Genomic DNA, 23,505 nt, shown 5'->3' with positions numbered 1-23,505 from the left:
TTTCAGGCTCGGGACTTTGCGTGGGTCTGCGGTTCGACGCAGTCAGGACAATCGTTTAATCGTGTAGGACATGTCCGTGATGCCAGAAACAAGCCTGCCGCTTTAGCAAACGCCTACAGCAAAATCCGAGCTTCGGTGAAGGCAACTGCCGCAGCCTGTGAACTGGCAAAAAAAAACCGCCCTTGCGGGCGGCTGAAGTGCTTCGCTCCTGAATCAGAATCCGAGGCTGAAGCTGATGGTCATCGCATGGTCGTTGCTCTCGTTCGACAGCTGCCCCGAATAGCCGATGCCGAGTTTGCCGGTCGGGCTGATCTGGAAGTCCACGCCTGCTTCGACCACCGCGCTGTCCTTGGCAATCGGCACGCCCTGGGTGTTGAACGAGGCGCCGCCGTCGATGAAGGTCAGGTCCGCGTCAGGTTTGGTGTCGCCGAAGGCATGCCGCCAGCCGAGAGCCGCGCGCGGGGTGAACTGCCCGCCGTTGGCCAGGGTGATGACCTTGCCGGCGCGCACGCCCAGGGTCGAGAAGGTGATGTCCTGATCGGACTCGGCGCGCAGACGCCCCACCCCGCCTTTTTCCTTGGCCTTGTCGCTGTCGTAGTTGACGTACGCCAGACCGGCGAACGGCTCCAGGGCAATCCCGGCCGCTTCGATGGCATAGCCGACTTCACCGAACACCTGGGCGCTACGGGCGTCGTAATTGGCTTTCAACCGATCGTTGTAGGCGCCGACGCTGACGTCGCGTTTGGTCTCGATGTCGTGCCAGCTGTACGCCGCACCGAGGCGCACCGCCAGGGCATCGAATTGCGAGTTGAGGTACGCCGCCAGGTGGTAGCTCTCGACCGTGGCATCCGAGCGACGATCATGGGCGTCCAGATCGCTGCGGGTGTAGCCGGCGGCCATGCCGACGCGCCATTGGTCGTCGAGCTGCTTGTCGGTGCCGAGCATGAAGCCGCTCAGGTTGCGATCCAGCTTCGCACTGTTGCTGTTGCCGTCCGACTCGCCCCAGGCGCCGAGTGCACGGGCCCAACCGACCATTTCGCCGTGGCAGCCGTTGCTGCTCAGTTGGTTGTCGCTCGGGGCCAGGGCGCGGCGTGGATCGTCCGGCGCGCTGCACGACGGCTGGCGCATACGGTCGTTGACCGCGTCCCGCACGTAGCGCGAATCCTCGAGGACTGCGCTGGCGGTGCTGGCATGGATTTCCCCCGACAGACTGTCGAAGGCGTTACGTGCCCCGGCCACGCTGAGGTTGACGATTTCGTCCTGCAACGCGCTGCCCGCCGCGCCGTTGCGCATCAACGCCGAAGCGGTGTTGCGCTGGTTGCGAGTAGCAGCGACGTCGACGAACGAGTTGCCGTTGCGGCTGACCAACAGGTTCACCGCGTTCGGGTCATACACCAACGCCGTGTCGAGGAAGGCATATTGCGGCAGGTCGGCGGCGCTGAAGGTGCCGGTCACCCCGCCACCGGCGGTGATCAGCGAGTACACGGTGTTGCCGGTGAACGGTGCCAGGCTGTTGACCTGCAGACCACCACTCAAGGTCGCGGTACCACCGACGGCCAGCGGAGTAGCCGTCGGCGAACTGACGGTCAGGGCCAGCACACCGTCAGCGGCGTTGGTCAAGTTGCCGGCGACACTCAAGGTGCCGTCCTCACCACCGGAAGCCACCACGCCATGGTTGACCACCGAACCGACGCTGCCATTACCGCCCAGGCCCGCGCCATTGGCCACGGTGACCTGCCCGGCGAGGGACGCTCGCGCCGCACGGCTGCCGACTTGCAGCACGCCCTGATCCACCGCCACGGTGCCGCTGAAGGGTTGATCACCGGTCAGCAGCAAGCGCGCGGCACCGCGTTTGGCCAGGGCGCCAACACCACTGAGGCGACCGTTGAACTGGCCGTTGGCGTTCTGCTGGAACACCAGCGAGGCGTTGTTGAGGATGTTGCCTTGCAGGCTGGTGGTATTACCGATCAGTGTACCGCCGCTGACCGTGGTCCCGCCGCTGTAGGTGTTGGCGCCGCTGAGGACCAGGGTGCCGGAATCGAGCTTCTCGATACCGCCACTGCCCACCAGCGGTGCGGAGATTTCCGCACTGCCACCGGCATTCACCCGCACCGGCGCGAGGCTGCCGCCCGGGCCGTTGACCGGGGTCAGCGTACCGCCGGCGCCTGGAACCAGGCTGTAACCGCTGGAGAGGAACTGCAACCCGGTAAAGTTCTGATTGCCTTGCACGGTGACCGTCCCGCTCTGCCCGCCGAACACGGCGAACTGACCGTTCGACGCCAACGCCTGGGTACCGCTCGGATCGGTCCAGTTGGTGCCCGGCCCCCACACGCCGCTGCCGCCACCGATGCTGCCGTCCGGATTGGTGGTGCCGCCGTTCCAGAACTGCACTTCACCCGGTGTGTTCTGCACCAGCAGGTTGACCTGATTGGCCAGCGCGGTCTGCAGGGTCAGGTTGGCCGCCGACACCGGCAGGCTGCCGTAGACCAGTCCGTTGTTGGTCAGGCTGCCGCCGTAGCTGAACAGTTGATAGACCCCGGTGCCGAAGCCGCCGGCGTTGCTGATGTTCAGCGTGCCGTCGAGGGTCAGGTTGCCGGCGACGTTGACCACGGTTGTGGAACTGGCGGCCGAGCCGAGGGTGAAGTCCAGGTTGGTGCCCGAAGACAACGCCAGCGAACCGACCGACAACGGCGTTGCAGCGCCGCCACCTGTCAGCGTCGCACCGTTGGCCAATTGCACGGCGCCGGCGAACACGCCGCTGCCGCCGATTTTCGCCCCGCTCGCAACGTTGACGTTGGCACTGTTGAGCACACCGTTGACGTTCAGCGCACCGGCCTGCACCGCGGTGTTGCCGGTGAAGGTGTTGTTGCCGGTCAGCAGCAAGGCGCCAGTGCCGGTTTTGTTGAGTGTGCCGGCGCCCGTCAGGTTGCCGGTGTAGCTGCCGTCGCTGTTCTGCTCGAAGGTCAGCGTCGCGTTGTTGGCGATGGCGCCTTGCAGGCTGCTGGTGTCGCCACGGGTGCTGCCGCCGTTCAGCGTCGTGCCGCCGTTGTAAGTGTTGGCGCCGCTAAGGACGAGGTCGCCACTGCCGTTTTTCACCAGGCTGCCGCTGCCGGTGATCGCACCGATCAGGGTGGTGTTCTGGTTGCCGGCCAGGGTCAGTTCCGCACCCAGGTTGATGGCGTTGGCCAGTTGCAGCGCAGAGGTGCTGTCGAGGGTGCCATTGCCCAGCACGCTGAGGGCGCCGCTGCTGATCGCGCTGTTGTTGCCCAGGATCAGCGAACCGCCGGACAGCTGAGTACCACCGCTGTAAGTGTTGCTGCCGTTGAGAGTCAGACTTGAGGCGCCGGTCTTGATCAGACTGCCGTTGCCGCTGACCACACCGCCGAGGGTCAACGCGTTGGAGCCGGCGACGGTGAGTCCGCCATTGAGCACCACGGCGTTGGCCAGGCTGACCGCCGTATTGCTGTCCAGCGCCGTGCCATTGGCGGCGGTCAACACGCCGGTGCCGAGGGCCGCGTTGTTGCCGACCACAATCTTGCCGCCATTGAGCGCGGTGCCACCGGTGTAGCCGTTGGCGGCGTTGAGCACCAGGGTGCCGGTGTCGTATTTGCCCAGTGTGCCGGCGCCATTGAGCGCCACGCCCACGGTCGCGGTGACGTTCGGATCGACCCGCACAGTCGCATTGCCCAGCGAACCGTTGACCAGATTCAGCGAACCGGCCGTGCCGTTCTGCAGGCTGTAGCCATCGGTGACGAATTGCATGCCAGTGATGGTTTGCGCGCCGTTGACGGTGACAGTGCCCGCCGTGCCCTGGAACACCGCGAAGTTGTTGGTCCAGGCCTGATTGGTGGTGCCGTTGACGTCGGTCCAGTTGGTGGTGCCGGTGCCCCAGGTGCCGCTGCCGCCATCCACCGAACCGTTGGCGACCAGTTGGTTGCCGTCCCAGAACTGCACGGTGACGCCGGGTGCGGTGACCAAAAGGTTGATCTGGTTGGCCAGCGCGGTTTGCAGGGTCAGGTCGCCCGGAGTGACGCTGCCCGGCACGGTGCCGATCAGCATGCCGTTGTCGGTCAGGCCGCCGGTGTAGTTGATCAAGCGGTACACGCCGCTGCCGAACCCACCGATGTCGCTGACGTTGAGGGTGCCGTCGAGGGTCAGGTTACCGCCGACGTTGACCAGCGCGTTGCCGCCACCGGAGACCGGTGTGCCGAGGCCGACATCGAAGTTGGAGTTGGCGTTGAACACCAGCGAATTCACCGACAGGGTGCTGCCGGTGGCGCCGGCCAGATGACCGCCATCCGCCACGGTCACGGCCCCGCCGAGCGAGCCGCCGCCGGTCAGGGTGCCGCCGCTGTTGACCAGCACACTGGCGCTGTCCAGCGAGCCGCTGACATTCAAGGTGCCGGCGTTGACCGTGGTGTTGCCGGTCAGGCTGTTGAGGCCGGTCAGGGTCAGCGTGCCGGTGCCGAGTTTGCTCAGTTCGCCGGTGCCGGTGAGCACACCGCCGAAAATGCTGCTGGCGTTGTTGCCGCCGATGCTCAGCGTGTTGCCGCCGCCGATCAATGCGGTGCCGCTGCCGGTCAGGCTGGCGAGGCTGCCCGAACCGCCGAGGTTCAGCGTCGCGGCATTGCCGAGATTGACTCCGGCGTTGCTGCCCAGTGCCGAGTTGCCCAGGGTGGTCAGGCTGCCGGACTGCACGTCGAAGGTGCCGCTGAAGGTGTTGTTGCCGGACAGCGTCAGGTCGGCCAGACCGTTCTTGGTCAGGGTGCCCGCCCCGGCGATCACGCCGCCGAGCGTCAGGTTGTTGTTGCCGGCCACGCTCAGGTTGGCATTGACGTTGAGGTTGTTGGCCAGCACCAGCGGCGCCGTGGTGTCGAGGGTCGACGCGCCTGCAACGGTCACCGCGCCGGAACCCAGGCTCGCCGCGGTGCCGAGGGTCACGGTGCCAGCGTTCAGGGTGGTGCCGCCGCTGTAGGTGTTGATGCCGTTGAGGATCAGGTTGGAGGCGCCGTTCTTGATCAGACCGCCAGTGCCGCTGACCACGCCGCTGAGGGCCACGTCGCTGTTGCCGGTGTTGGTCAGGTTGGCGTTGAGCACCACGTTGTTGCCCAGCGACACCGAGGTGTTGCTGTCCAGCGCCGAAGCACCGGCCACCGTCAGGTTGCCCAGACCGAGGGCGCCGTTGCTGCCGGCGGTCAGGGTGCCGGCGTTGAGGGTGACGCCGCCGAGGAAGTTGTTGGCCCCGCTCAGGATCAGGTTGGCCGCGCCGTTCTTGGTCAGGCTGCCGGCGCCGTTGATCGCACCGCTGAGTGTCAGATCGTTGCTGCCGACGATGCCGAGGTTGCCCGCCAGGTTGATCGCGTTACCCGCCGTGACAGCACTGCCGGCATCCAGGGTAGTGCCGTTCGCCGCGTTCAGAGTGGCCGAACCCAGCGCGCTGTTCGACGCCAGAACCAGTCCGCCCGCGTTCAATGCCACCGGGCCGAGGAAGGCGTTGTTGCCGCCAAGGGTCAGGTTGGCCGAGCCGTTCTTGATCAGCCCGCCGGTGCCGTTGATCACGCCGTTGAGGGTCAGCGCGTTGCTGCCAACGATCGTGAGGTTACCGTTGAGCGTGGCCGCGTTGGCCAGGGTCACGGCGGTGTTGCTGTCCAGTTGCGTGCCGGCATTGGCGATCAACGCACCGTTGCCCAGCGCGGTGTTGCTGCCGACCACGATTTTGCCGCCATCGAGTTGCGTGCCGCCGGTGTAGCTGTTGGCGCCATTGAGCACCAGGGTGCCGCTGTCGAGTTTATTGAGAATGCCGCTGCCGTTGATGTTCACGCCGACCGTGGCGGTCACGCCCGGATCAACGCGCATCGCCGTGGTGCCGCCGGCACCGTTGACGGCGGTCAGCAGTCCCGAGGTGCCGTTGACCACGTTGTAGCCATCGGTGAGGAACTGCATGCCGGTGAACAGTTGCGTGCCGTTGACCGATACCGTGCCGGCCGTGCCCTGGAATACCGCGAAGTCGCCGGCCCAGGTCTGATTGACCAGACCATTGGCGTCGGTCCAGTTGGTGCCGGCACCGTTCCAGGTACCGCTGCCGCCATCGACAGTGCCGTTGGCGATGGTCTGGCTGCCATCCCAGTAACGAATGTCCGAATTCGGCGCCGAGACCTGAATGTTGATCTGATTGGCGACCCCGATCTGCACCACCAGATCGCCCAGCCCATAACCGACCGGCACGCTGGCAACGTCCAGGCCCAGATTGGTCAGGGCACCGGTGTAGTTGAACAGACGATACACACCGACGCCGAAACCACCGGCATCGGTGACGTTGAGATTACCGTCGAGGGTGAGGTTGCCGCCGACGTTCATCAGCGACGTGGTCGAAGGTGCCCCCAGCGCCGCATCGACATTACTGCCAGCCGCGAGCGTCAACGATCCGGCCGAAAGTGTATTACCCGACGACAGAGCCAGGTGACCGCCGCTGTTGATGGTCATCGCGCCGAGTGCCGAACCGTTACCGGTGAGGGTGCCGCCGGTATTGACGTTGACCTGGGCACTGGCCAGCGAACCGCTGAGGTTCAGGGTGCCGCCGTTGACGGCGGTGTTGCCGACGATGCCGTTGATGCCGGTCAGGTTCAGGGTGCCGGTGCCGACCTTGGTCAGACCGCCGTTGCCGCTGAGGTCACCGTCGAAGGTGCTGGTGCTGCTCACGCCGCCCACGGTGAGGGTATTGCCGCCGCCGATCTGCACGCTGCCGCTGCCGCTCAGGCCGTCGAGGCTGGCGTTGCTGCCGAGGTTGAGGCTGGCGCCGGCGCTGATGTTGGCGCCGGAGGTGTTGCCCAGCGCCCCGCTGCTCAGGGTGGTGACGCTGCCGGCGGCAATGTTCAGCGCGCCGGTGAAGGTGTTGGTGCCGCTGAGGGCCAGGTCGTCCAGACCGGTTTTGGTCAGGCTGCCGGCGCCGTCGATCACGCCGCTGAGGGTCAGGCCGTTGTTGCCGGCCACCGTCAACCCGGCATCGAGGGTGATGTTGTTGCCGAGGGTGAAAGCGCTGCTGTTGTCCAGCGTCGCGGCGCCACCGACGGTGAGCGTGCCGCTGCCCAATGCGCCGGGCGCGCCGAGGGTCAGGGTGCCGGCGTTGAGGGTGGTGCCGCCGCTGAAGGTGTTGGTGCCGTTGACGGTCAGGTTGGCCGCCCCGTCTTTCACCAGTTGGCCGGTGCCGCTGAGCACGCCGCCGAGGGTCAGGTTCTGCGTGCCGCCGACGCTCAGTGCCGCATTCAGCACGACTGCGTTGGCCAGGTTGACCAGCGGCGAACTGCTGTCGAGGGTTGCCGCACCGCCCACCGTCAAGGCGCCGGTGCCGAGCGCCGAGCTGTTGCCAACGGTCAGGGTGCCAGCATTCAGTGTGGTGCCGCCGGCGTAGGTGTTGGTGCCATTGAGATTCAGATTGGCCGCGCCGTTTTTCACCAGACTGCCGGCACCGGCGACGGTCCCGGTAAGGGTCAGGTCCGCGCTGCCGCCCACATTGAGCGCACCGGCGAGGTTGACCTGATTGCCCAGAGTGACGGCGGTGTTGGTGTCCAGCGTGGTGCCGGCCGCTGCGTTCAACGCGCCGCTGCCGATCGCGGTATTGCTGCCGACAATCAGCTTGCCGACGTTCAGCGCGGTGTTGCCGAAGTAGGTGTTGGCGCCGTTGAGGATCAGGTCGGCCGGGCCGCTTTTGGTCAGGCCGCCGACACCTGAGACCACACCCGCGAGCGTCAGCGCATTGCTGCCGCCAATGGTCACGTTGCCGCCGAGGTTGACGTTGTTGGCCAGACTGGTCGCGGTGCTGGCATCCAGTGTGGTGCCGTTGGCGGCGTTGAGTACGCCAGTGCCGAGGGCAGTGTTGGAGCCGACGACCAACGTCCCGGCGTTCAGCGAAGTAGCGCCGGTGTAGGTGTTGTTGCCGGTCAGGGTCAGGGTCGAAGCACCGGTCTTGATCAGGTTGCTGCCGCCGCTGATCACACCGCCCAGAGTCAGCGGGTTGGCGCCGCCGGTGGTGAGGTTGGCGTTCAGCGCGATGGCGTTGTTCAGCGTCACGTTGGCGCTGCTGTTGAGCGTGCCGCCCGCCCCGCCCACGGTCAGCGTGCCGGTGCCGAGCGCCGCGCCGTTGCCGATGGTCAGGCTTCCGGCGTTGAGTGCGGTGCCGCCGGTGAAGGTGTTGGCGCCGTTGAGGGTCAGGTTGGCCGTGCCGTTCTTGATCAACTGGCTGGCGCCGCTGATCACGCCGCCGAGGGTCAGTGCACTGCTGCCGCCGATCCCCAGATTGTTGTTGAGAATGACGTTGTTGTTCAGCGTCACCGCGGTATTGCTGTCGAGGGTCGCCGCGCCGCCGACGGTGATATTGCCACTGCCCAGCGCAGCGTTGGCACCCGCTGTGATGGTGCCCGCGTTCAACGCAACAGCACCAAGGAACGTGTTTGTGCCGTTGAGAATCAGGTTCGCCGCGCCGTTCTTGGTCAGCCCGCCGCTGCCGCTGACCACGCCGCCGAGGGTCAGGTTGGCGCTGCCGCCAATGTTCAGGTTGCCGCCGAGGGCGACGGCGTTGCTCAGTGCCACAGTGGTGCTGGCATCGAGGGTGGTGCCCGCCGCCGTGGTCAGCGCGCCGGTGCCCAGCGCGGTGTTGGAGCCGACGATCAGCGTCCCGGCATTCAGTGCCGTGCCGCCGGAGAAGGTGTTGTTGCCGCTGAGGGTCAGGTTTGCGGTGCCGTTCTTGATCAGATTGCCGGCGCCGCTGATGACCCCGCTCAAGCCCAGCGCCTGAGTACCGCCGATGGTCAGATCCGCCGCCAGCGCCACCGCGTTGGCCAGGGTCACGGCGGTGGTCGCATCCAGCGTAGTGCCGGCCGCTGCGTTCAACGCGCCCGTGCCGAGGGCGGTGTTGCTGCCGACGAGCAAGCTGCCGCCATTGAGCGCGGTGGTGCCGCTGTTGGTGTTGTTGCCGGTCAGGGTCAGGCTGGCGCTGCCGCTTTTGGTGATCGCGCCGGTGCCGGAGACGATGCCGGCCAGGGTCAGGGCATTGCTGCCGAGCACGTTTAACGCACCGGTGATGCCGACGTTATTGGCCAGGGTCACGTTGCCGGTGCTGTCGAGGCTGGTGCCGTTGCTGGTGTTGAGGACACCGGTGCCCAGCGCGTTGTTGTTGCCGACGCGCAAGGTGCCGGCGCTGAGGCTGGTGTTCCCGGTGTAGGTGTTGATGCCGTTGAGGGTCAGGCTGCCGCTGCCGGTCTTGGTCAGGTTGCTGGTACCGCTGATCACCCCGCCCAGGGTCAGCGCTCCGGTGCCGGTTGCGGTCAGGGTGCTGTTAAGCGTGATCGCGTTGGCCAGCGAAATCGGCGTCGTTGCCGAGATGCTCGAAGCGCCGTCAACGGTGATGCCGCCGGTGCTGAACGCCTGGTTGTTGCCCACCAGCACCACCCCGCCGTTGAGCACGGTGTTGCCGGTGTAGGTATTGATGCCGTTGAGGTTGAGCTGACCGCTGCCGATCTTGGTCAGGCCGCCAGTACCGGAAATCACGCCGTTGAGGGTCGTGCCGTTGATGCCCTGCAGGGTCAGGCCACCGGCGCCCAGACTGATCTGGTTGGCCAGCGACAAACCGGCATTGCTGGCCTGAAGAATCCCGCCGTTGGACGTCAGCACACCGCTGCCGAACGCGGCGTTGTCGTTGAACTGCGCGACACCGCCATTGAGGGTGGTCGCCCCGCTGACCAACGGCCCCTGCAAGGTCCAGGTGCCGCTGTTGAGGGTCAGGTTGTTGAAGTTGACGTAGGTCGCGCTGGACGCGGTGCCGGTCCCGGTGACGCCACCACCGACGCCGATCGGGTTTTGCAGGATCAGCGTGTTGGTGCCCCCCGCGCCGCCATCGATGGTGCCGGTCGGGGCGAAGGTCAGGTTGATGCCGACCAGGCCACCGAGGCCGACGGACACTTGCACACCGTCACCGACGTTAACGCTGGACCCGGTGATCGCGTAGAAGGTGTTGGTGCTGCCCGCCCCCATCGACACACCGCCGGTGATGTTACCGGCGTTGGTGAAGGTGTTGCCTGCTGCCGACGTCTCGAACGCAATCCGGCCGTTGATCGTGCCGCTGGCACTGTTGGTCATGTTGACTTGCGAACCGCCATACACCCCGACCACCGGGGTATCGGCCAGGGTGATGCCGCCGACCGACAGCCCGGTGGACGTAATGGTCCCGTTGTTGGTGATGGTCGTGGTACCCGCCGCCGCGTTGTTCACGCCGATAGCCAGGCCGTCAATGCTGGTCAGGTTGAGGCCGAGCAACATCCCCGTGCCACGCATGATCCCGCTGGCATTGTTGACCACGCTGACCGTGCTGGTCGCGCCGGTGCCGATGAATGCACCGCCACTGAGGATCGACACCAGGCCCAGCAAGGCCGGGTCGACGGTGCCGGAGTTGTTCAGGGTGATATTGGCCCCGGTCAGGTTGATGACTTTGCCGCCCAGCGTCGCATTCATCTGCGCGCCCGAGTTGACGTTGACCGTCAGGCCGCTGGTGGCACTGCTGTAGTCATTGAGAAACAGCGGCAGGCTCGGAACGCCCGAACAGGTAATCGTGGAGCCCGCCGCCGAACAGGTGGCGAATGCCTGCTCACTGACACCGCCAAACAGCAACCCGGCGACACTCAGATGCACAGCAAGGGACAGTGGGGAAAAACGCGAAACGAGGGCGACACCAAACCTTGCTTCCACGGGCTACTCCTTTCGTGGCCGATTTCGTCCTTGAAGGCGTGTAACAGCGGCAAGATCCAACACGCGTATCAAGCGTATGACGGTCATCAGATAAACCGTCCCATTCCAGACACACGCTAGTTGATGCCCTGCGATGGAGCATCGGTTAAATAGTGTTAATACTTTTGTGCGATAAGGCCCTGCGTCGATACTTCCGGCCGTTCTGAGCAAGGGCTTGAGGACGATTGCAGGCGCTTTGAGGGGGCGTTGATCGAGTCGCCAGGTTAACCCGCGAATCAATCGATTTTTCAGCGGCTTGGGAAACTGGTACGGCTTGTGCAAACGTTTGCGAGTCGCTGTTGACCGCATTTTCGTTACAAAACCGTACAGGCCCGTGATTCCGGGCCTTGATCCGCAAAAAGGACTTTGAATGCACGCTTTTTCCTGCCACCGCCTTCGCGGTGCGCGCACTTTTGCTGTTTCCCTGCTACTGGCCGGCGTTACCGGAGTTCTCAGCCACACCGCGCTGGCGCAACCGGTCTTGCCCGATGAATCCGCCCAGGGTGAAGCCCTCAGCCCCGAAGCCAGCCCGCCAAAAAAAGGTGCGTACCTGTCGGACTGGTACAACCAGGACCTGATGCTGATCGGCAGCAAGGACATCAGCTTCGGCCCGCAACCGGCCGATGACATCTACCTGGAATACGAGTACTTCGGGCGCAAGGGCCCGTTCGAGCTGTACGGCTACATCGACATTCCGAAGATCTTCAACATCGGCAACAGCCACGACAAAGGCGTGTGGGATCACGGCTCGCCGGTGTTCATGGAGCACGAGCCGCGCATCTCCATCGACTACCTCGCCGGGCGCAGCCTGGCCATCGGGCCGTTCAAGGAATGGTACGTGGCGTTCGACTGGATCTACGATCACGGCAGCCGCAAAGAGAACCGCGCCAACACGCTGTACAGCGGTTTCGGCACCGACATCGACACCCATTCGCGGGTCAATCTGTCGGCCAACCTGTACGGGCGCTACCAGTGGGAAAACTACGGCGCCAGCAACGAATATTCGTGGGACGGCTACCGCGCGCAGCTCAAGTACATCGTGCCGATCGACACATTCAGCAACGGTGCCTCGCTGACCTACATCGGCTTCACCAACTTCGATTTCGGCTCGGACCTGCACAAGGACAATCCGGCGCGCACTGCCAATGCCACGGTGGCGACCAACGTGTTGCTGTACTCGTTCACACACCTGCGCTTCACCCTGGTCGGGCGTTATTTCCACAACGGTGGCAACTGGGAGGACGGCAGCGAGCTGAACTTCGGCGACGGTAATTTCCGTGCACGTTCCAATGGCTGGGGGTATTACGCGGGGGTCGGGTATCAGTTCTGATCCCGCCCCTTTCAAGGCTGAACATACTGGCGAGACTGCTCGCGTTGACGCCTACAGAACAATACAGCGCATCAGGTATACAAACCCGCCGCCCCGTTTGATCGGGACGGCGGATTTTGTCGTTTCGGGCACAAATCAACGCAGTGTTGAAGAGTGTTGAAGATTATGTCCGCAAAGCCACGCGACCTTGCGCCTTTGCCTACGCATCCGCCAGAATCCGCCGGCTTGTGCGCCTTGGGGGCGGGTTCTATTGTTTGGCGGTCGCTGAAAAACAGCGATCGGGTTTAGCGACTCGAATCATAAATAGGTGCATCAGCGCTCCATGCTTTGTCGCAGGCTCAACGTCTGCAACTCCGCTATGGTGGCTGTATGCGGGAGACCCTCGGGTCTGCCGGGTGCCTATAACCGGTTCGCTAACCTGCGTACAGCCGCCACCTTCCTGTTTAGCGACAGCTCCGGGCGGCTCCACTCTTATAGGAGCTTCACCATGATCAAACCCACACCCAATCCACCCGAAACCGACCCCACCTCGCCCTACGAAACCCTCGACTCCAAGAAATTCCACGAAGCCGCCGAACGCGCCCTCGATCACTATCTCAATCCACTGCTCCCCCGAAAACCCCTGCTCAAACACAACACCCGCTACCTCATCGCCCCCGGCATCGACAACGAAGAACTGCTGGCCGACGCCTGCGAAACTCTGACCTCGGCCAAGGTGATGGCCAATGACTTCGCCGGGCTGGTGGATGGCCCGCAGCGGCATGTGCTGTTGGGGATTGCGCAACTGATCATGCTGGGTGAGCTGGCGGTGAATCGGGTGCTGGATAATCTGGAAGTGAAGACTGAGGCGTCCGCTGCAGCCTGATCGATTGATCGACTGATCGTTCCCACGCTCTGCGTGGGAATGCAGCCCGGGACGCTCCGCGTCCCAAAGAGCGGACGCAGAGCGTCCATTGAGGCATTCCCACGCAGAGCGTGGGAACGATCTAATGCATTGGTGTCGCTCAGGGAATCAGGATGACCTTGTCACCGCTGCCCTGATTCACATCGGCATACCGCGCCAGCCCTTCGGCCAGCGGCGCTTCGACCAGCCCTTGCGGCAGTGGCAGCAGGTCTTCGTCGAAGAACCGGCCGAACTGTTCCAGCATCGCCGCGCAGGCTTCAACGCCATACAGCAACGAGTTGATGCCGACCACCGAACCGCCCTTGCGATACAGCGCCAGCGCCGGCAGTTGCACATGCCCATCGACTGGCGCGGCGATGATCGCGATCCGCCCGAATGTCGCCAATGCCGCCACCGACGCCGGCAGCCAGAAACCGGTGGTGTCGAAGATCACGTCGGCACCGCCGCGATACACCGCGTTGACTTGCGCGCCCAGATCCTCGGGTTTATCCAGCTGAATCGTCTGATAACCCTGCACCTGCAACTCCTTGACCTGCTCCGGCCGCCGCGCCGCCGCCAGCAACTGCGCGCCGCGCACTTTGGCCAGCGCCAGCGCCGCCGTCGCCACCGCCCCGCCGCCGATCACCAGCAAACGGGTTTCGGCACTGACCAGGCTGCGCTCCAACGCATCCCACGCCGTGGTGTAAGGCACCCCAAGGCTGGCGGCCTGGGTGAAACTCAAATGCGAAGGCTTGTGCGCCACGCCGTTGGCCGGCAATTTGACGAACTGCGCATGGGAGCCATCGGCGAAAAAGCCCAGCTCACGCCCGGTGCCCCAGACCTCCTGGCCGATCAACGCCTGCGGCCCTTCGACCACCACACCGGCAAAATCCCGACCGGGAATACGCGGCAGCGTGGTGTACGGGAAACGCCCGAGCACGTTCTTCACGTCGCTGGGATTGAGACCAGCAGCCTTGATCTGCACCAGCACCTCGTCAGCGCCCGGCACTGGCGTCGGCACCTCGACGAAGCGCAGGGACGACAGGTCGCCGGTTTTATCGAATTGCAATGCTTTCATGGAAATCTCCACCGAAGGGAAAGGACAGAATTCAGGACAGCCAGCCACTGACCAGTTGCCGGCCCATCGGCCACAACTGCTCGCCCGCCAGCATGCCCAACAGGCCCACCAGCGCGATGGCCGGCGGCGCCGGAGAACGGACATCCAGCGCGCCATACAGCAGGCCGACACCCAGACCGACGGCCAGTGAAATCAGGTAATTCATGGGATCACTCCGCCACAAAAAGGAATGGGCAAAGTCTAGGGAAAGGCGGCGACCGGCATCGGCCAAGGACTTCTGAATTTCTGCCAAATCAGGCTGGAAGCTGCCCCACACCGAACTGCGAAGGGGCGACACCCAGCTCCCGGCGGAACATGTCGCTGAAACTGCTCGGCGAATAACCCAGCTCACGGGCAATCGCACTGACCGGCACGCCCTGGATCAACTCCGCCACCGCCGTCGCCAATTGCACCTGACGCCGCCATTCGGCAAAGCCCATGCCCAGCCCTTCCTTGAACAACCGCGCCAGGGTGCGCACGCTGGCCCCGGCGTTTTCGGCATGTTGTTCAAAAGGAATGTCCAGCGACGGCGCGGCCATCACCGCCTGACACAGACTCATCAACCGCCGGTCGGCATCGTCAGGCAGCGGGATCTTCAGCTGTGAACGCCTTGCGCGTTTCAGCTCCAGCAGCGCCAGCCCGACCAGTGCCTCGTAGTACTCGGCATCGCCGCTGTCGCCCTGCGCCACCAGTCCGACGATCAACTCGCGTAGCAAACCACCGACCTCAATCACCTGCACGGTCTCATCCAGCGTCGCCGCCAGCGCCGGGCGCAGGTAGATATTGCGCATCTGCAAATCCGACACCACCCGAATTCCGTGCGGCACCCCCGGCGGCAACCACACCGCCCGCTGCGGCGGCACCACCAGCGCCTCGTGGGGCGTCTCGACCCACATTACGCCGCTCATCGCGTACAGCAACTGCCCCCAGACATGCTCATGCGGCTCGATGAACAAACCACGCGGATACGTGCGCGCCAGCGGTTGCACCGGCACATCGGTATCACTCAGATCAGGGGGCGCAGCGAGGGCCATGGCGAACATTCATCGGGGTTGGCGAAGCGCCATGGTAACCAGTCCGACCGGGACCTCGCCATTGATAGATACCGTCGGACAATCCGAATGAATTTTCCCGGAGCGCAGCGATCCTTCTATTACCACAGGGAGGAAGATGGGCTTTATGAACAACGCAAAACTGTACGTCATCGATTACACCCTTCACGGCGCGCCAAAGTCGTTCATTATCCGCTCGGACAAAATGGACAACACCGAGGCGTGGCACTGGGCAAGCTGCGACGCAGGGGTCGGCCGCATCCCGCGTTTCGGCCGGGAGAAAGTGCAGAAGACCAGCAAGCCGATGGCAGAAAAATTCGGCGTGGAAAACGTCACATGGCGACCGGCAAGCTAAGCTTGCGCGCAGGCGGGGACACTTTCGGGGGGACTACACATGACAACCATCAACAGCCCGGCGCATCTGGACTACGGCCTGGACACCCTGTTCGGTCGCATCACCAAAAGCGTCGACTGCCCGGTTGGCCTGGAACCCGTCGAAAACGACCCCTACCGCTTCGCCCTGCGCGTACCGGCCCCCTTGCCGGAAGACCTTGAAAAGGCCAAGACCATCGTCGTCAACGTCGAGGGCCGCCGCCTGCACGGCAACGTCCGCCATACCGAACGCCTGGACGACGACAGCCTGAAACTGGAAGTGGAGCCTGATTAGGCTCCACCTTTTCAATACCCGAGATTACTTGGGATGCGCACACTGACACCCCTTGCCAGAACACTCCTCACCACTCTTGTGATGATGCGCACAGGCCTCACAGCAATAATGCTTACCGTGCGCCACATAAGAATGCTCACCCTCCTTGATCGTGCAACGACATCCCGGACAATCGCATTTTCTATCTGCCATGAAACAGACTCCTCTGGTGGTGGTTGTCTGAGGCCGAAAGAACAGCCGTGCTACCAGTTTAGAACGTGAAAACCACCTAACCTCCCACCCCACACCACTCACCACTAACCACTCACCACGATGAGCGTTAGCTCGAGTAAAGCTTTTGATCTCAAGGCCCGTCGGCAGGCTGAGTGGAGGGATTGATCCGGGGGTGGGAGCGCAGCGACCGTGCGGCGCAGCCGCATGCATCGAGAGGAGGTGCAGCGAAGCAAACCGTAGGCGATGCCCCCGGATCAATCCCGGAGCGAAGGGACCCGAGCCACAGCGAGGGCCGTACGTCAGGGCCCAAGACCTTTGGTTACTTTGGGGCGTTTGCCAAAGTGACTCGCTGTAAGAGCGAAACCGCCAGCGGCCGCACCCGAAGAAACGGATATGTACTCAATAATCCGAGAACCTGGTCGGCCCAAAGGCCGCCAAGTTCAAACAGCCTGCCGCACGCTACTGCGATACATGAAAACCAGCGCCAACCCGAGACAAACCATCGCCAAAACCCGACTCGAAGACAACTCAATAGCGGGATTCCCCAACCAGCCAAAATTATCAATCAACATCCCCATCCCAAGCTGCCCGACAATCACCGCCACCGTCGCCACAGCCGCACCAACGCGCGGCACCGCACCAACCATGACCATCATGTAAACCACCCCAAACAGAGCACCGCTAAGCTGCCACTTCGGCACCTCCAGCAAACTCACCGCCTGAGCAGGCTCAAAAAACAAAATCAACAACCCCGTAGAAACAGCGCCGACGACAAACGTCAACAAACTGCTGCGCAGAACCCCAACGGTCTCCCCCAACCGCCCATTGATCGCCGCCTGAACACTCAACACCGCACCCGCCAACACCACCACCGCCAACAAAATAACCAGACTCATCATTCACCCCCGCGCAATCAAAACCAAAGCCGCCACAATCAACCCCAACGCCAGCCACCGCTCAGCATTGACCTTCTTGCGCGTAGCCCCAAACCACCCGAAATGGTCAATCAGCACACTCTTGCCAACCTGCCCCGACAGAATCGCAATCATCGTCATCGCAATCCCGATATGCGGTGTGGCCAGCGTCAACACCACCACATACATCGGCCCCAGAAACCCGCCGATCAACTGCCAGCGCGGCAGATCCGTCAGCGCCGGCCCCTTCTGCGGCCCCGCAAACAACAACAGCAAAAACAGAATCGCCGAGCCCACCCCGAAGATGCTCAAGGTCGCCCACAAATGCCCGACCTGCTCACCCAACGGCCCCAGCAACCCCGCCTCCACCGACAACCCCATGCCAGCCAGAATCACCAACGGCAACAGCAACAAACGCAAACCTGGCCGCGCTACCGGGGCCGGCGCGGCACTCACTTCATCAAACGACTGCATCTGAAAAACCTCTGAAGGAAACGATGGCGCGGATTATCGGCTGGCGCAGCTGTGCGATAAATGGGAGCATCCGGACAACACTTTTGCGTAACTCGCACAGCAGGACACACGATGCACGGGCTCAACGAACTGGGATTCAAAGCGCTAAGGCTGTTTGTGGCGGTGCTCGACCACGGCAGTTTTTCCGAAGTCGCCCGCCGCGAGGGCGTGGCGCCCTCCTCGATTTCCCGGCAGATCCAGTTGATGGAACAGGCGCTGAACCAGCAACTGCTCTACCGCCACACCCGCGCGGTCACGCCGACCGAAGCCGGGCGCATGCTCGGCCACCACGCGCGGCTGGTGCTGGTGCAACTGGAAGAAGCCGAACAGGCCTTGCAGGAACAGCAAAGCGAACCGACCGGCCTGGTGCGGATCAACGCCCCGGTGGTGTTTGGTCAGCGCCACCTGACACCGTGGCTGGGCCGTTTGTGCGAGCGCTATCCGAAGCTGCAACTGGACATCCAGCAGACCGACCACTACATCGATCCGCTACAGGAAGGCGCCGACCTGCTGTTCCGCATCGGCCCGCTGCACGACTCGAGCATGCAGGCGCGAATCCTCGCGCCGCACCGCTTTCAGGTCGCGGCCAGTCCCGCGTATCTCATGCGTTTCGGCACACCACAACATCCCGAAGACCTCGCCCGCCACCAGTGCCTGGCCTACAAGGGCGCGACCGGCCTGCAGCGCTGGTTCTTCCGGCAGGATCAGAGCGAGTGGACGCCGTATGCAGTCAAGGGCCCGATCACCGGCAACCACGCGGACACGTTGACCCAGGCCGCTGTTCAAGGGCTGGGGCTGGTGATGTTTCCGTCATGGCTGATCGGCGAGGCGGTGCGTGAGGGCACGCTGGTGCCGGTGCTGGGGGATTATCAGGTTTCGAACAGTGTCGAGCCGCAGCAGATTTCGGTGCTATGGCCGGGGAGCCGGCGGTTGTCGGTGAAGGTGCGGACGGTGATTGATTTCTTTGTTGAGTGTTTTGGGGAGGTTCCCTACTGGGACAGACCCTGAACTCGCCAAAGTCAAAAGCCGGCCCTCACCCTAGCCCTCTCCCGGAGGGAGAGGGAACCGAACGGGGGATATTCGAGAGATACGCCGACATGAGCGATCGGCTGTGAATCCATAATCGACACGATTTTTCAGGTCGATGTATGACGCAAGACACTGCGGTCAGTCCCCTCTCCCTCCGGGAGAGGGCTAGGGTGAGGGGGCTTTCAGGGTTCAGATACGGAACTGCCCCACCAACTTCCCAAGCCGCTGCCCCAGATCCGCCAGACTCCGCGAAGTCTGCGCCCCCAACTGTGTCTCATCCGCCACGTTATCCACCGCCACCGCAATCTGATGCACGCTGCGGTTGATCTCTTCGGCCACCGCCGTCTGCTCTTCCGCCGCACTGGCGATCTGCGCGTTCATCGAATTGATCGTCGCAATCAGATCCGCCATCGCATCCAGCGACGCCCCCGCCTGATTGGCCTGAGCCGAAGTACCGTCACCCGCCTCGCTGGAACGGCGCATGGCCTCGACCGCCGACTGCGTCCCCGCCTGCAAGCGGTCGATCATGCCCTGAATTTCCTGAGTGCTGATCTGCGTGCGCGACGCCAGCGCCCGCACCTCGTCCGCCACCACCGCAAACCCGCGCCCGGCCTCGCCGGCCCGCGCCGCTTCAATCGCAGCGTTGAGCGCCAGCAGGTTGGTCTGTTCGGCGATCGAGCGAATCACCCCGAGCACGCCGACAATCGACGATACGTCCTGTTGCAGGCTGTCGAGGGACACGCCGCTGCTGCGGATATCGTCCACCAGCGCATGAATCTGCTTGATGCTGCCGGCCACCACGCGCTTGGCGGTCTGGCCTTCTTCGTCGGTCTGCTGCGCGGCGACGGCGGCGTTCTGCGCGCTCTTGGCGACTTCTTGCGCGGCCGCAGACATTTCGTTGATCGCCGTGGCGACCTGATCGGTTTCGTGACGCTGACGCTCCATGGCCTGATCGGAGCGCTGGGCCTGATCCGACACTTGCGTCACCAGCCCGGTCAGTTGCGAGGTCATTTCGGTGATCTGCCGCACCAGGCCGTGGATCTTGTCGACGAAACGGTTGAACGAGCCCGCCAGTTCACCGAGTTCGTCCTGGCTGGTGATGGTCAGACGCCGGGTCAGGTCACCCTCGCCCGCCGCGATGTCATCGAGGTTGGCTTTCATCAGGGTCAGCGGTCGCAGAATGGTGTTGGCCAGCAGCATCCCCGCCGCCGCGATCACCAGCAGTACCACCACCGCCACGCCGACGATACTCAGCACCACGCCCTGCATGCGCTCCTGCACCTTGGCCTCGACCACCGCCACTTGCGCTTCGATGCCATCGAGGTTGACCGACGTACCCACCGCCATGTCCCACTTCGCCAGGTATTCGGTGTAGCCGAGTTTCGGCACCAGCACTTTCGCGTTGCCCGGCAGCGGCGAGCTGTATTGCAGGTAGTGAGAGCCGTCCTTCGCCACTTTCACCAGGTCGCGGTTGACGTAGACGCCGTTCGGGTCGCGGTTGTCCTTGAAGCTTTTGCCCACGCCTTCGGGGTCATTGGCCTTGAACAGGCGCACGGTCTCGGAGTCGTAGCCGAAGAAGTAGCCATCCTTGCCGTACTTGATGCTCGACAGCAGCTTGATCGCTTGCGCCCGCGCATCGGCGTCGCCGGGAGCGGCGGCGTCGTACAACGGTTTGATCGTGGTCATGGCCACGGCGACGTAGCTGGCCAGCGTGGCTTTGGCATCGCCGAGCAGGCGTTCGCGGGTCTGCTGGACTTCATTGCGCGCCTGTTCCTGAAGGATGAACAGCGTGGTCAGGCTGATCACCAGCGCAAAGAGCAAGACCGGAAGGACGGCAAGGGACAGGACTTTAGCCTTGAGACTCAGGCGCATGGGGGCTCACTCTTTTGGTTTTATTGGCGTGGTTAAAGGCTTTAACGGCACGCGAAACCAAAAGTTGAGGTTTACCTCAGATCGTTCCCACGCTCTGCGTGGGAATGCCTCTTGTGACGCTCTGCGTCACGCTTTGGGACGCGGAGCGTCCCGGACTGCATTCCCACGCGGACGGTTCGACGCCTCGACGTGGGAACGATCAGAGTGGATTGTTACAGGACCATCGCAGCCACCCAGCCAAACGCCAGCAGCGGCAGGTTGTAATGCAGGAAGGTCGGAACCACGGTATCCCAGATGTGGTGATGCTGGCCGTCGATGTTCAGCCCGGAGGTCGGACCAAGCGTCGAGTCCGACGCGGGAGAACCGGCATCGCCCAACGCGCCGGCCGTGCCGACGATACAGACAATCGCCATCGGGCTGAAACCCAGTTGCACGCACAGCGGCACAAAAATCGCCGCGAGGATCGGCACCGTGGAAAACGAAGAGCCGATGCCCATTGTTACCAGCAGCCCGACCAGCAGCATCAGCAACGCACCGATGCCTTTGCTGTGGTTGATCCACGACGCCGACGACTCGACCAGCGTCTGCACCTCGCCGGTGGCCTTCATCACTTCGGCGAATCCGGAGGCGGCGATCATGATGAAGCCGATCATCGCCATCATCTTCATGCCTTCGGTGAACAGGTCATCCGTCTCGCGCCATTTGACGATGCCCGACGCCGAAAAGATCAGGAAACCGGCCAGCGCCCCGATAATCATCGAATCCAGCAGCAACTGAATAATGAAGGCTGCGGCAATGGCGACACCGGCGATCAACAGACTGCGCGGGTTGTACTGCACTGCCACCTGCTCGACCTGCTCGATTTTTCCCAGGTCGTAGATGCGTTTCTTGCGGTAACTGATAAAGGCGATACCCAGCCCTGCCAGCATGCCCAGCGCCGGAATCCCCATGGCATGGGTGACGTTGATCCCGCTGATGTCAACGCCACTGCGGGCAACGTTGGCCAGCAGGATTTCATTAAGGAAAATGTTGCCGAAGCCCACCGGCAGGAACATGTACGGCGTGATCAGGCCGAAGGTCATGACGCAGGCGATCAACCGGCGGTCCAGTTGCAGCTTGGTCAGTACATAAAGAAGCGGCGGCACCAGCAGCGGAATGAACGCAATGTGGATCGGCAGGATGTTCTGCGAAGCGATCGCCACCACCCACAGCAGGCCGATCAGCAACCATTTGACGCTGCCGCCACCGGTCGCATGCTGGCGGTCGACCATCGCCAGAGCCTTGTCGGCCAACGCGTGGGCCAGGCCGGACTTGGCAATCGCCACGGCGAAAGCGCCGAGCAACGCGTAGGACAACGCCACCGTCGCCCCGCCACCCAGGCCACTGTTGAAAGCCTTGAGCGTGGCGTCGATGCCCAGACCACCGGTCAGGCCACCAACCAGCGCACCGACGATCAATGCGATCACCACATGCACCCGGGACAGGCTGAGGATCAGCATGACGCCGACCGCAGCAATCACTGCATTCATTTCACTACCTCGAAAACACGACGGTAAAGCCATTCACCGCCAGACAGGATGAGTCCGGCCGACAAGCCACGAGGGTCGCCAGCGGATTTGCATAGAGGGTCTTATTAGAAGGGCGCGCACTGTGCCGCAGCGCGGGCGCAGTGTCAAAGCGACTGGTCGCAACACTGTGCAACTTTCCATGATCAATCCGCTGAACAGGGCATATCCGCCACAACATGCGTCAATTCGCCCTATTGCATTTACGCCATAAAGAAAGCCGAAACGCGGCCGTTACAGTGCAAAGTCTCAGATATTTATCGAATAAGGACGTTTCCATGTCACTCAGACAACTTTCCATCCAATGGAAAATCACCCTGCTCGCCGGGCTCTGCCTGGCCGGTATCGTGACCCTGTTGGTGGGTCTTTCGCTGTATCGCATGGAGCACAGTTCCGAACTGGTGAAAGCTTCGAGCATGGAAATGCTCACCGAGTCGGCCCAGGCCCGCATCGAATCCCAGGGTGAAGTTCAGGCGGCGGGCATTCGCCAGCAGTTCATGGACGCCTATCAATATGGCCACGGTTTCTCGCGGCAGGTGCTGTTCCTGCGGGAGCAGGCCGAGAAGCGCTTCCTCGATGCCTTCGACCTGCGCGAGGACATGACCCGTCAGGTGAAATCGGCCTTGCAGGCCAATCCGGATCTGCTCGGCCTGTCGCTGGTGTTCGAAGCCAACGCACTGGACGGCAAGGACGAGCTATTTGCCGGACAAGGTGAATTAGGCAGCAACGACAAGGGCCGCTTCGCCCTGTACTGGTCGCAGCCGACCCCGGGCAAGGTGACCTCGATGGCCCTGCCGGAAAGCGACATGACCGACACCAGCACCGGTCCCAGCGGTCAGGCCGCCAACGCCTGGTTCACCTGCCCGCGCACCACGCTCAAGCCATGCGTGATCGAACCCTATTTCTATGTGATCGACGGGCAAAAGGTGCTGATGACCAGCATCGTGTTCCCGCTGATGGTCAACGGCAAAGTCATCGCCTCGCTGTCGGTGGACATCAACCTCAACAGCCTGCAAGCGATCAGCCAGAGCGCCAGCAAAAAGCTCTACGACGGCCAGACCGCCGTGAGCATCGTCAGCCCCGCCGGCCTGCTCGCCGGTTACAGCCCGGACGCCAATAAACTCAGCCAGCGCCTGGATGCCGTGGACACCACCAGCGGCGCCGAACTGCTGCGTCTGCTCGCCTCGAGCAACACCGTCAGCAGCCTGCACAGCAACGCGCAACTGAAAGTGCTGTCGCCGTTCCAGCCGATTCCCGGCGGCCCGTCGTGGGGCGTGCTGCTCGATGTGCCGGAAAAAGTGCTGGTGAGCCGCGCCGAAGCACTCAAGCAACAACTGGATGCCAGCAACACCTCAGGCACCCTGATCGAACTGAGCCTCGGCGTGCTCGCCGCGCTGATCGGCCTGTTGCTGGTGTGGCTGATGGCGCGCAGCGTGACCAAACCGATCCTCGGCGTGGCCCACATGCTGGAAGACATCGCCAGCGGCGAAGGCGATCTGACCCGCCGTCTGGCCTACGACAAGAAGGACGAGCTCGGCCAGTTGGCCGGCTGGTTCAACCGTTTCCTCGACAAG

General features: G+C 63.3%; 13 protein-coding genes and 3 pseudogenes. 6 read left to right on the top strand and 10 right to left on the bottom strand.

The window, feature by feature from the left end; all coding sequences use genetic code 11:
- Positions 1 to 213: 213 nt before the first annotated feature.
- Positions 214 to 10,737, bottom strand: coding sequence for an autotransporter-associated beta strand repeat-containing protein (locus tag ACM6JM_RS24840; protein ID WP_414882678.1), 10,524 nt, complete (start codon positions 10,735 to 10,737; stop codon positions 214 to 216).
- Between the two features lie 409 nt (positions 10,738 to 11,146).
- Between ACM6JM_RS24840 and ACM6JM_RS24835 the strand changes: the two genes are divergently transcribed.
- Positions 11,147 to 12,106, top strand: a complete 960-nt coding sequence (locus tag ACM6JM_RS24835) for a nucleoside-specific channel-forming protein Tsx (RefSeq protein ID WP_039770240.1) — start codon at positions 11,147 to 11,149, stop codon at positions 12,104 to 12,106.
- Positions 12,107 to 12,593: 487 nt separating this feature from the next.
- Positions 12,594 to 12,971, top strand: a complete 378-nt coding sequence (locus ACM6JM_RS24830; protein WP_039770242.1) for a DUF6124 family protein — start codon at positions 12,594 to 12,596, stop codon at positions 12,969 to 12,971.
- Between the two features lie 139 nt (positions 12,972 to 13,110).
- On the opposite strand, the gene ACM6JM_RS24825 is transcribed toward ACM6JM_RS24830, so the two are convergent.
- The 3 genes from ACM6JM_RS24825 to ACM6JM_RS24815 form a co-directional block, all read right to left on the bottom strand.
- The gene (locus ACM6JM_RS24825) at positions 13,111 to 14,067 is read right to left on the bottom strand and encodes a quinone oxidoreductase family protein (RefSeq protein ID WP_414882677.1); all 957 of its coding nucleotides are present in this window, start codon (positions 14,065 to 14,067) and stop codon (positions 13,111 to 13,113) included.
- Positions 14,068 to 14,098: 31 nt separating this feature from the next.
- Entirely contained in the window at positions 14,099 to 14,272 is a 174-nt protein-coding gene (locus tag ACM6JM_RS24820; RefSeq protein WP_074689141.1) for a DUF1427 family protein, read from the bottom strand.
- 88 nt (positions 14,273 to 14,360) lie between these two features.
- Positions 14,361 to 15,140 (bottom strand): AraC family transcriptional regulator, encoded by a 780-nt coding sequence (locus ACM6JM_RS24815; RefSeq protein ID WP_170928286.1) that lies wholly within the window; start codon positions 15,138 to 15,140, stop codon positions 14,361 to 14,363.
- 145 nt (positions 15,141 to 15,285) lie between these two features.
- On the opposite strand from ACM6JM_RS24815, the gene ACM6JM_RS24810 reads away from it, so the two are divergent.
- The gene (locus tag ACM6JM_RS24810) at positions 15,286 to 15,513 is read left to right on the top strand and encodes a DUF6555 family protein (protein ID WP_011335095.1); all 228 of its coding nucleotides are present in this window, start codon (positions 15,286 to 15,288) and stop codon (positions 15,511 to 15,513) included.
- Positions 15,514 to 15,552: 39 nt separating this feature from the next.
- Positions 15,553 to 15,825, top strand: a complete 273-nt coding sequence (locus tag ACM6JM_RS24805; protein WP_011335096.1) for a hypothetical protein — start codon at positions 15,553 to 15,555, stop codon at positions 15,823 to 15,825.
- Between the two features lie 24 nt (positions 15,826 to 15,849).
- Here the strand turns inward: ACM6JM_RS24805 and ACM6JM_RS24800 are convergent, their stop codons facing one another.
- The 3 genes from ACM6JM_RS24800 to ACM6JM_RS24790 all read right to left on the bottom strand — a co-directional run bounded on the left by ACM6JM_RS24800 (position 15,850) and on the right by ACM6JM_RS24790 (position 17,426).
- Positions 15,850 to 16,017: a metallothionein gene (locus ACM6JM_RS24800; RefSeq protein ID WP_074689145.1), complete on the bottom strand. Its 168-nt coding sequence runs from the start codon at positions 16,015 to 16,017 to the stop codon at positions 15,850 to 15,852.
- A 461-nt stretch (positions 16,018 to 16,478) separates the two neighbouring features.
- A complete protein-coding gene (locus tag ACM6JM_RS24795; RefSeq protein ID WP_170844903.1) occupies positions 16,479 to 16,937 on the bottom strand; it encodes a DMT family transporter in 459 nt (152 codons plus the stop codon).
- Positions 16,938 to 17,426: a DMT family transporter gene (locus ACM6JM_RS24790; RefSeq protein ID WP_039770247.1), complete on the bottom strand. Its 489-nt coding sequence runs from the start codon at positions 17,424 to 17,426 to the stop codon at positions 16,938 to 16,940. It lies immediately after the preceding gene.
- A 111-nt stretch (positions 17,427 to 17,537) separates the two neighbouring features.
- Here ACM6JM_RS24790 and ACM6JM_RS24785 point away from each other — a divergent pair, with 111 nt between their 5' ends.
- Positions 17,538 to 18,473, top strand: coding sequence for a LysR family transcriptional regulator (locus ACM6JM_RS24785; RefSeq protein ID WP_414882676.1), 936 nt, complete (start codon positions 17,538 to 17,540; stop codon positions 18,471 to 18,473).
- A 210-nt stretch (positions 18,474 to 18,683) separates the two neighbouring features.
- On the opposite strand, the pseudogene ACM6JM_RS24780 reads toward ACM6JM_RS24785, so the two are convergent.
- The 3 genes and pseudogenes from ACM6JM_RS24780 to ACM6JM_RS24770 form a co-directional block, all read right to left on the bottom strand.
- Positions 18,684 to 19,277 (bottom strand): annotated as a pseudogene (locus ACM6JM_RS24780) (methyl-accepting chemotaxis protein); the annotation flags it as partial.
- Positions 19,278 to 19,589: 312 nt separating this feature from the next.
- Positions 19,590 to 20,366, bottom strand: a pseudogene (locus ACM6JM_RS24775) (cache domain-containing protein); the annotation flags it as partial.
- A gap of 212 nt (positions 20,367 to 20,578) precedes the next feature.
- Positions 20,579 to 21,895 (bottom strand): Na+/H+ antiporter family protein, encoded by a 1,317-nt coding sequence (locus tag ACM6JM_RS24770; protein WP_414882675.1) that lies wholly within the window; start codon positions 21,893 to 21,895, stop codon positions 20,579 to 20,581.
- A gap of 215 nt (positions 21,896 to 22,110) precedes the next feature.
- Here ACM6JM_RS24770 and ACM6JM_RS24765 point away from each other — a divergent pair.
- Positions 22,111 to 23,499 (top strand): annotated as a pseudogene (locus tag ACM6JM_RS24765) (HAMP domain-containing protein); the annotation flags it as partial.
- Positions 23,500 to 23,505 lie beyond the last annotated feature (6 nt).

The organism is Pseudomonas sp. IT-P2, from assembly GCF_949767575.1.
Lineage (GTDB): Bacteria > Pseudomonadota > Gammaproteobacteria > Pseudomonadales > Pseudomonadaceae > Aquipseudomonas > Aquipseudomonas pharyngis.
This window is presented reverse-complemented; position numbering and strand designations above follow the sequence as displayed.

What these genes read in the sequence shown, in the direction of transcription:
- ACM6JM_RS24835 (WP_039770240.1), top strand. Translation starts at nt 11,147, where the DNA reads ATGCACGCTTTTTCCTGCCACCGCCTTCGCGGTGCGCGCACTTTTGCT.
- ACM6JM_RS24830 (WP_039770242.1), top strand. Translation starts at nt 12,594, where the DNA reads ATGATCAAACCCACACCCAATCCACCCGAAACCGACCCCACCTCGCCC.
- ACM6JM_RS24825 (WP_414882677.1), bottom strand. Translation starts at nt 14,067, where the DNA reads ATGAAAGCATTGCAATTCGATAAAACCGGCGACCTGTCGTCCCTGCGC.
- ACM6JM_RS24820 (WP_074689141.1), bottom strand. Translation starts at nt 14,272, where the DNA reads ATGAATTACCTGATTTCACTGGCCGTCGGTCTGGGTGTCGGCCTGCTG.
- ACM6JM_RS24815 (WP_170928286.1), bottom strand. Translation starts at nt 15,140, where the DNA reads ATGGCCCTCGCTGCGCCCCCTGATCTGAGTGATACCGATGTGCCGGTG.
- ACM6JM_RS24810 (WP_011335095.1), top strand. Translation starts at nt 15,286, where the DNA reads ATGAACAACGCAAAACTGTACGTCATCGATTACACCCTTCACGGCGCG.
- ACM6JM_RS24805 (WP_011335096.1), top strand. Translation starts at nt 15,553, where the DNA reads ATGACAACCATCAACAGCCCGGCGCATCTGGACTACGGCCTGGACACC.
- ACM6JM_RS24800 (WP_074689145.1), bottom strand. Translation starts at nt 16,017, where the DNA reads ATGGCAGATAGAAAATGCGATTGTCCGGGATGTCGTTGCACGATCAAG.
- ACM6JM_RS24795 (WP_170844903.1), bottom strand. Translation starts at nt 16,937, where the DNA reads ATGATGAGTCTGGTTATTTTGTTGGCGGTGGTGGTGTTGGCGGGTGCG.
- ACM6JM_RS24790 (WP_039770247.1), bottom strand. Translation starts at nt 17,426, where the DNA reads ATGCAGTCGTTTGATGAAGTGAGTGCCGCGCCGGCCCCGGTAGCGCGG.
- ACM6JM_RS24785 (WP_414882676.1), top strand. Translation starts at nt 17,538, where the DNA reads ATGCACGGGCTCAACGAACTGGGATTCAAAGCGCTAAGGCTGTTTGTG.
- ACM6JM_RS24770 (WP_414882675.1), bottom strand. Translation starts at nt 21,895, where the DNA reads ATGAATGCAGTGATTGCTGCGGTCGGCGTCATGCTGATCCTCAGCCTG.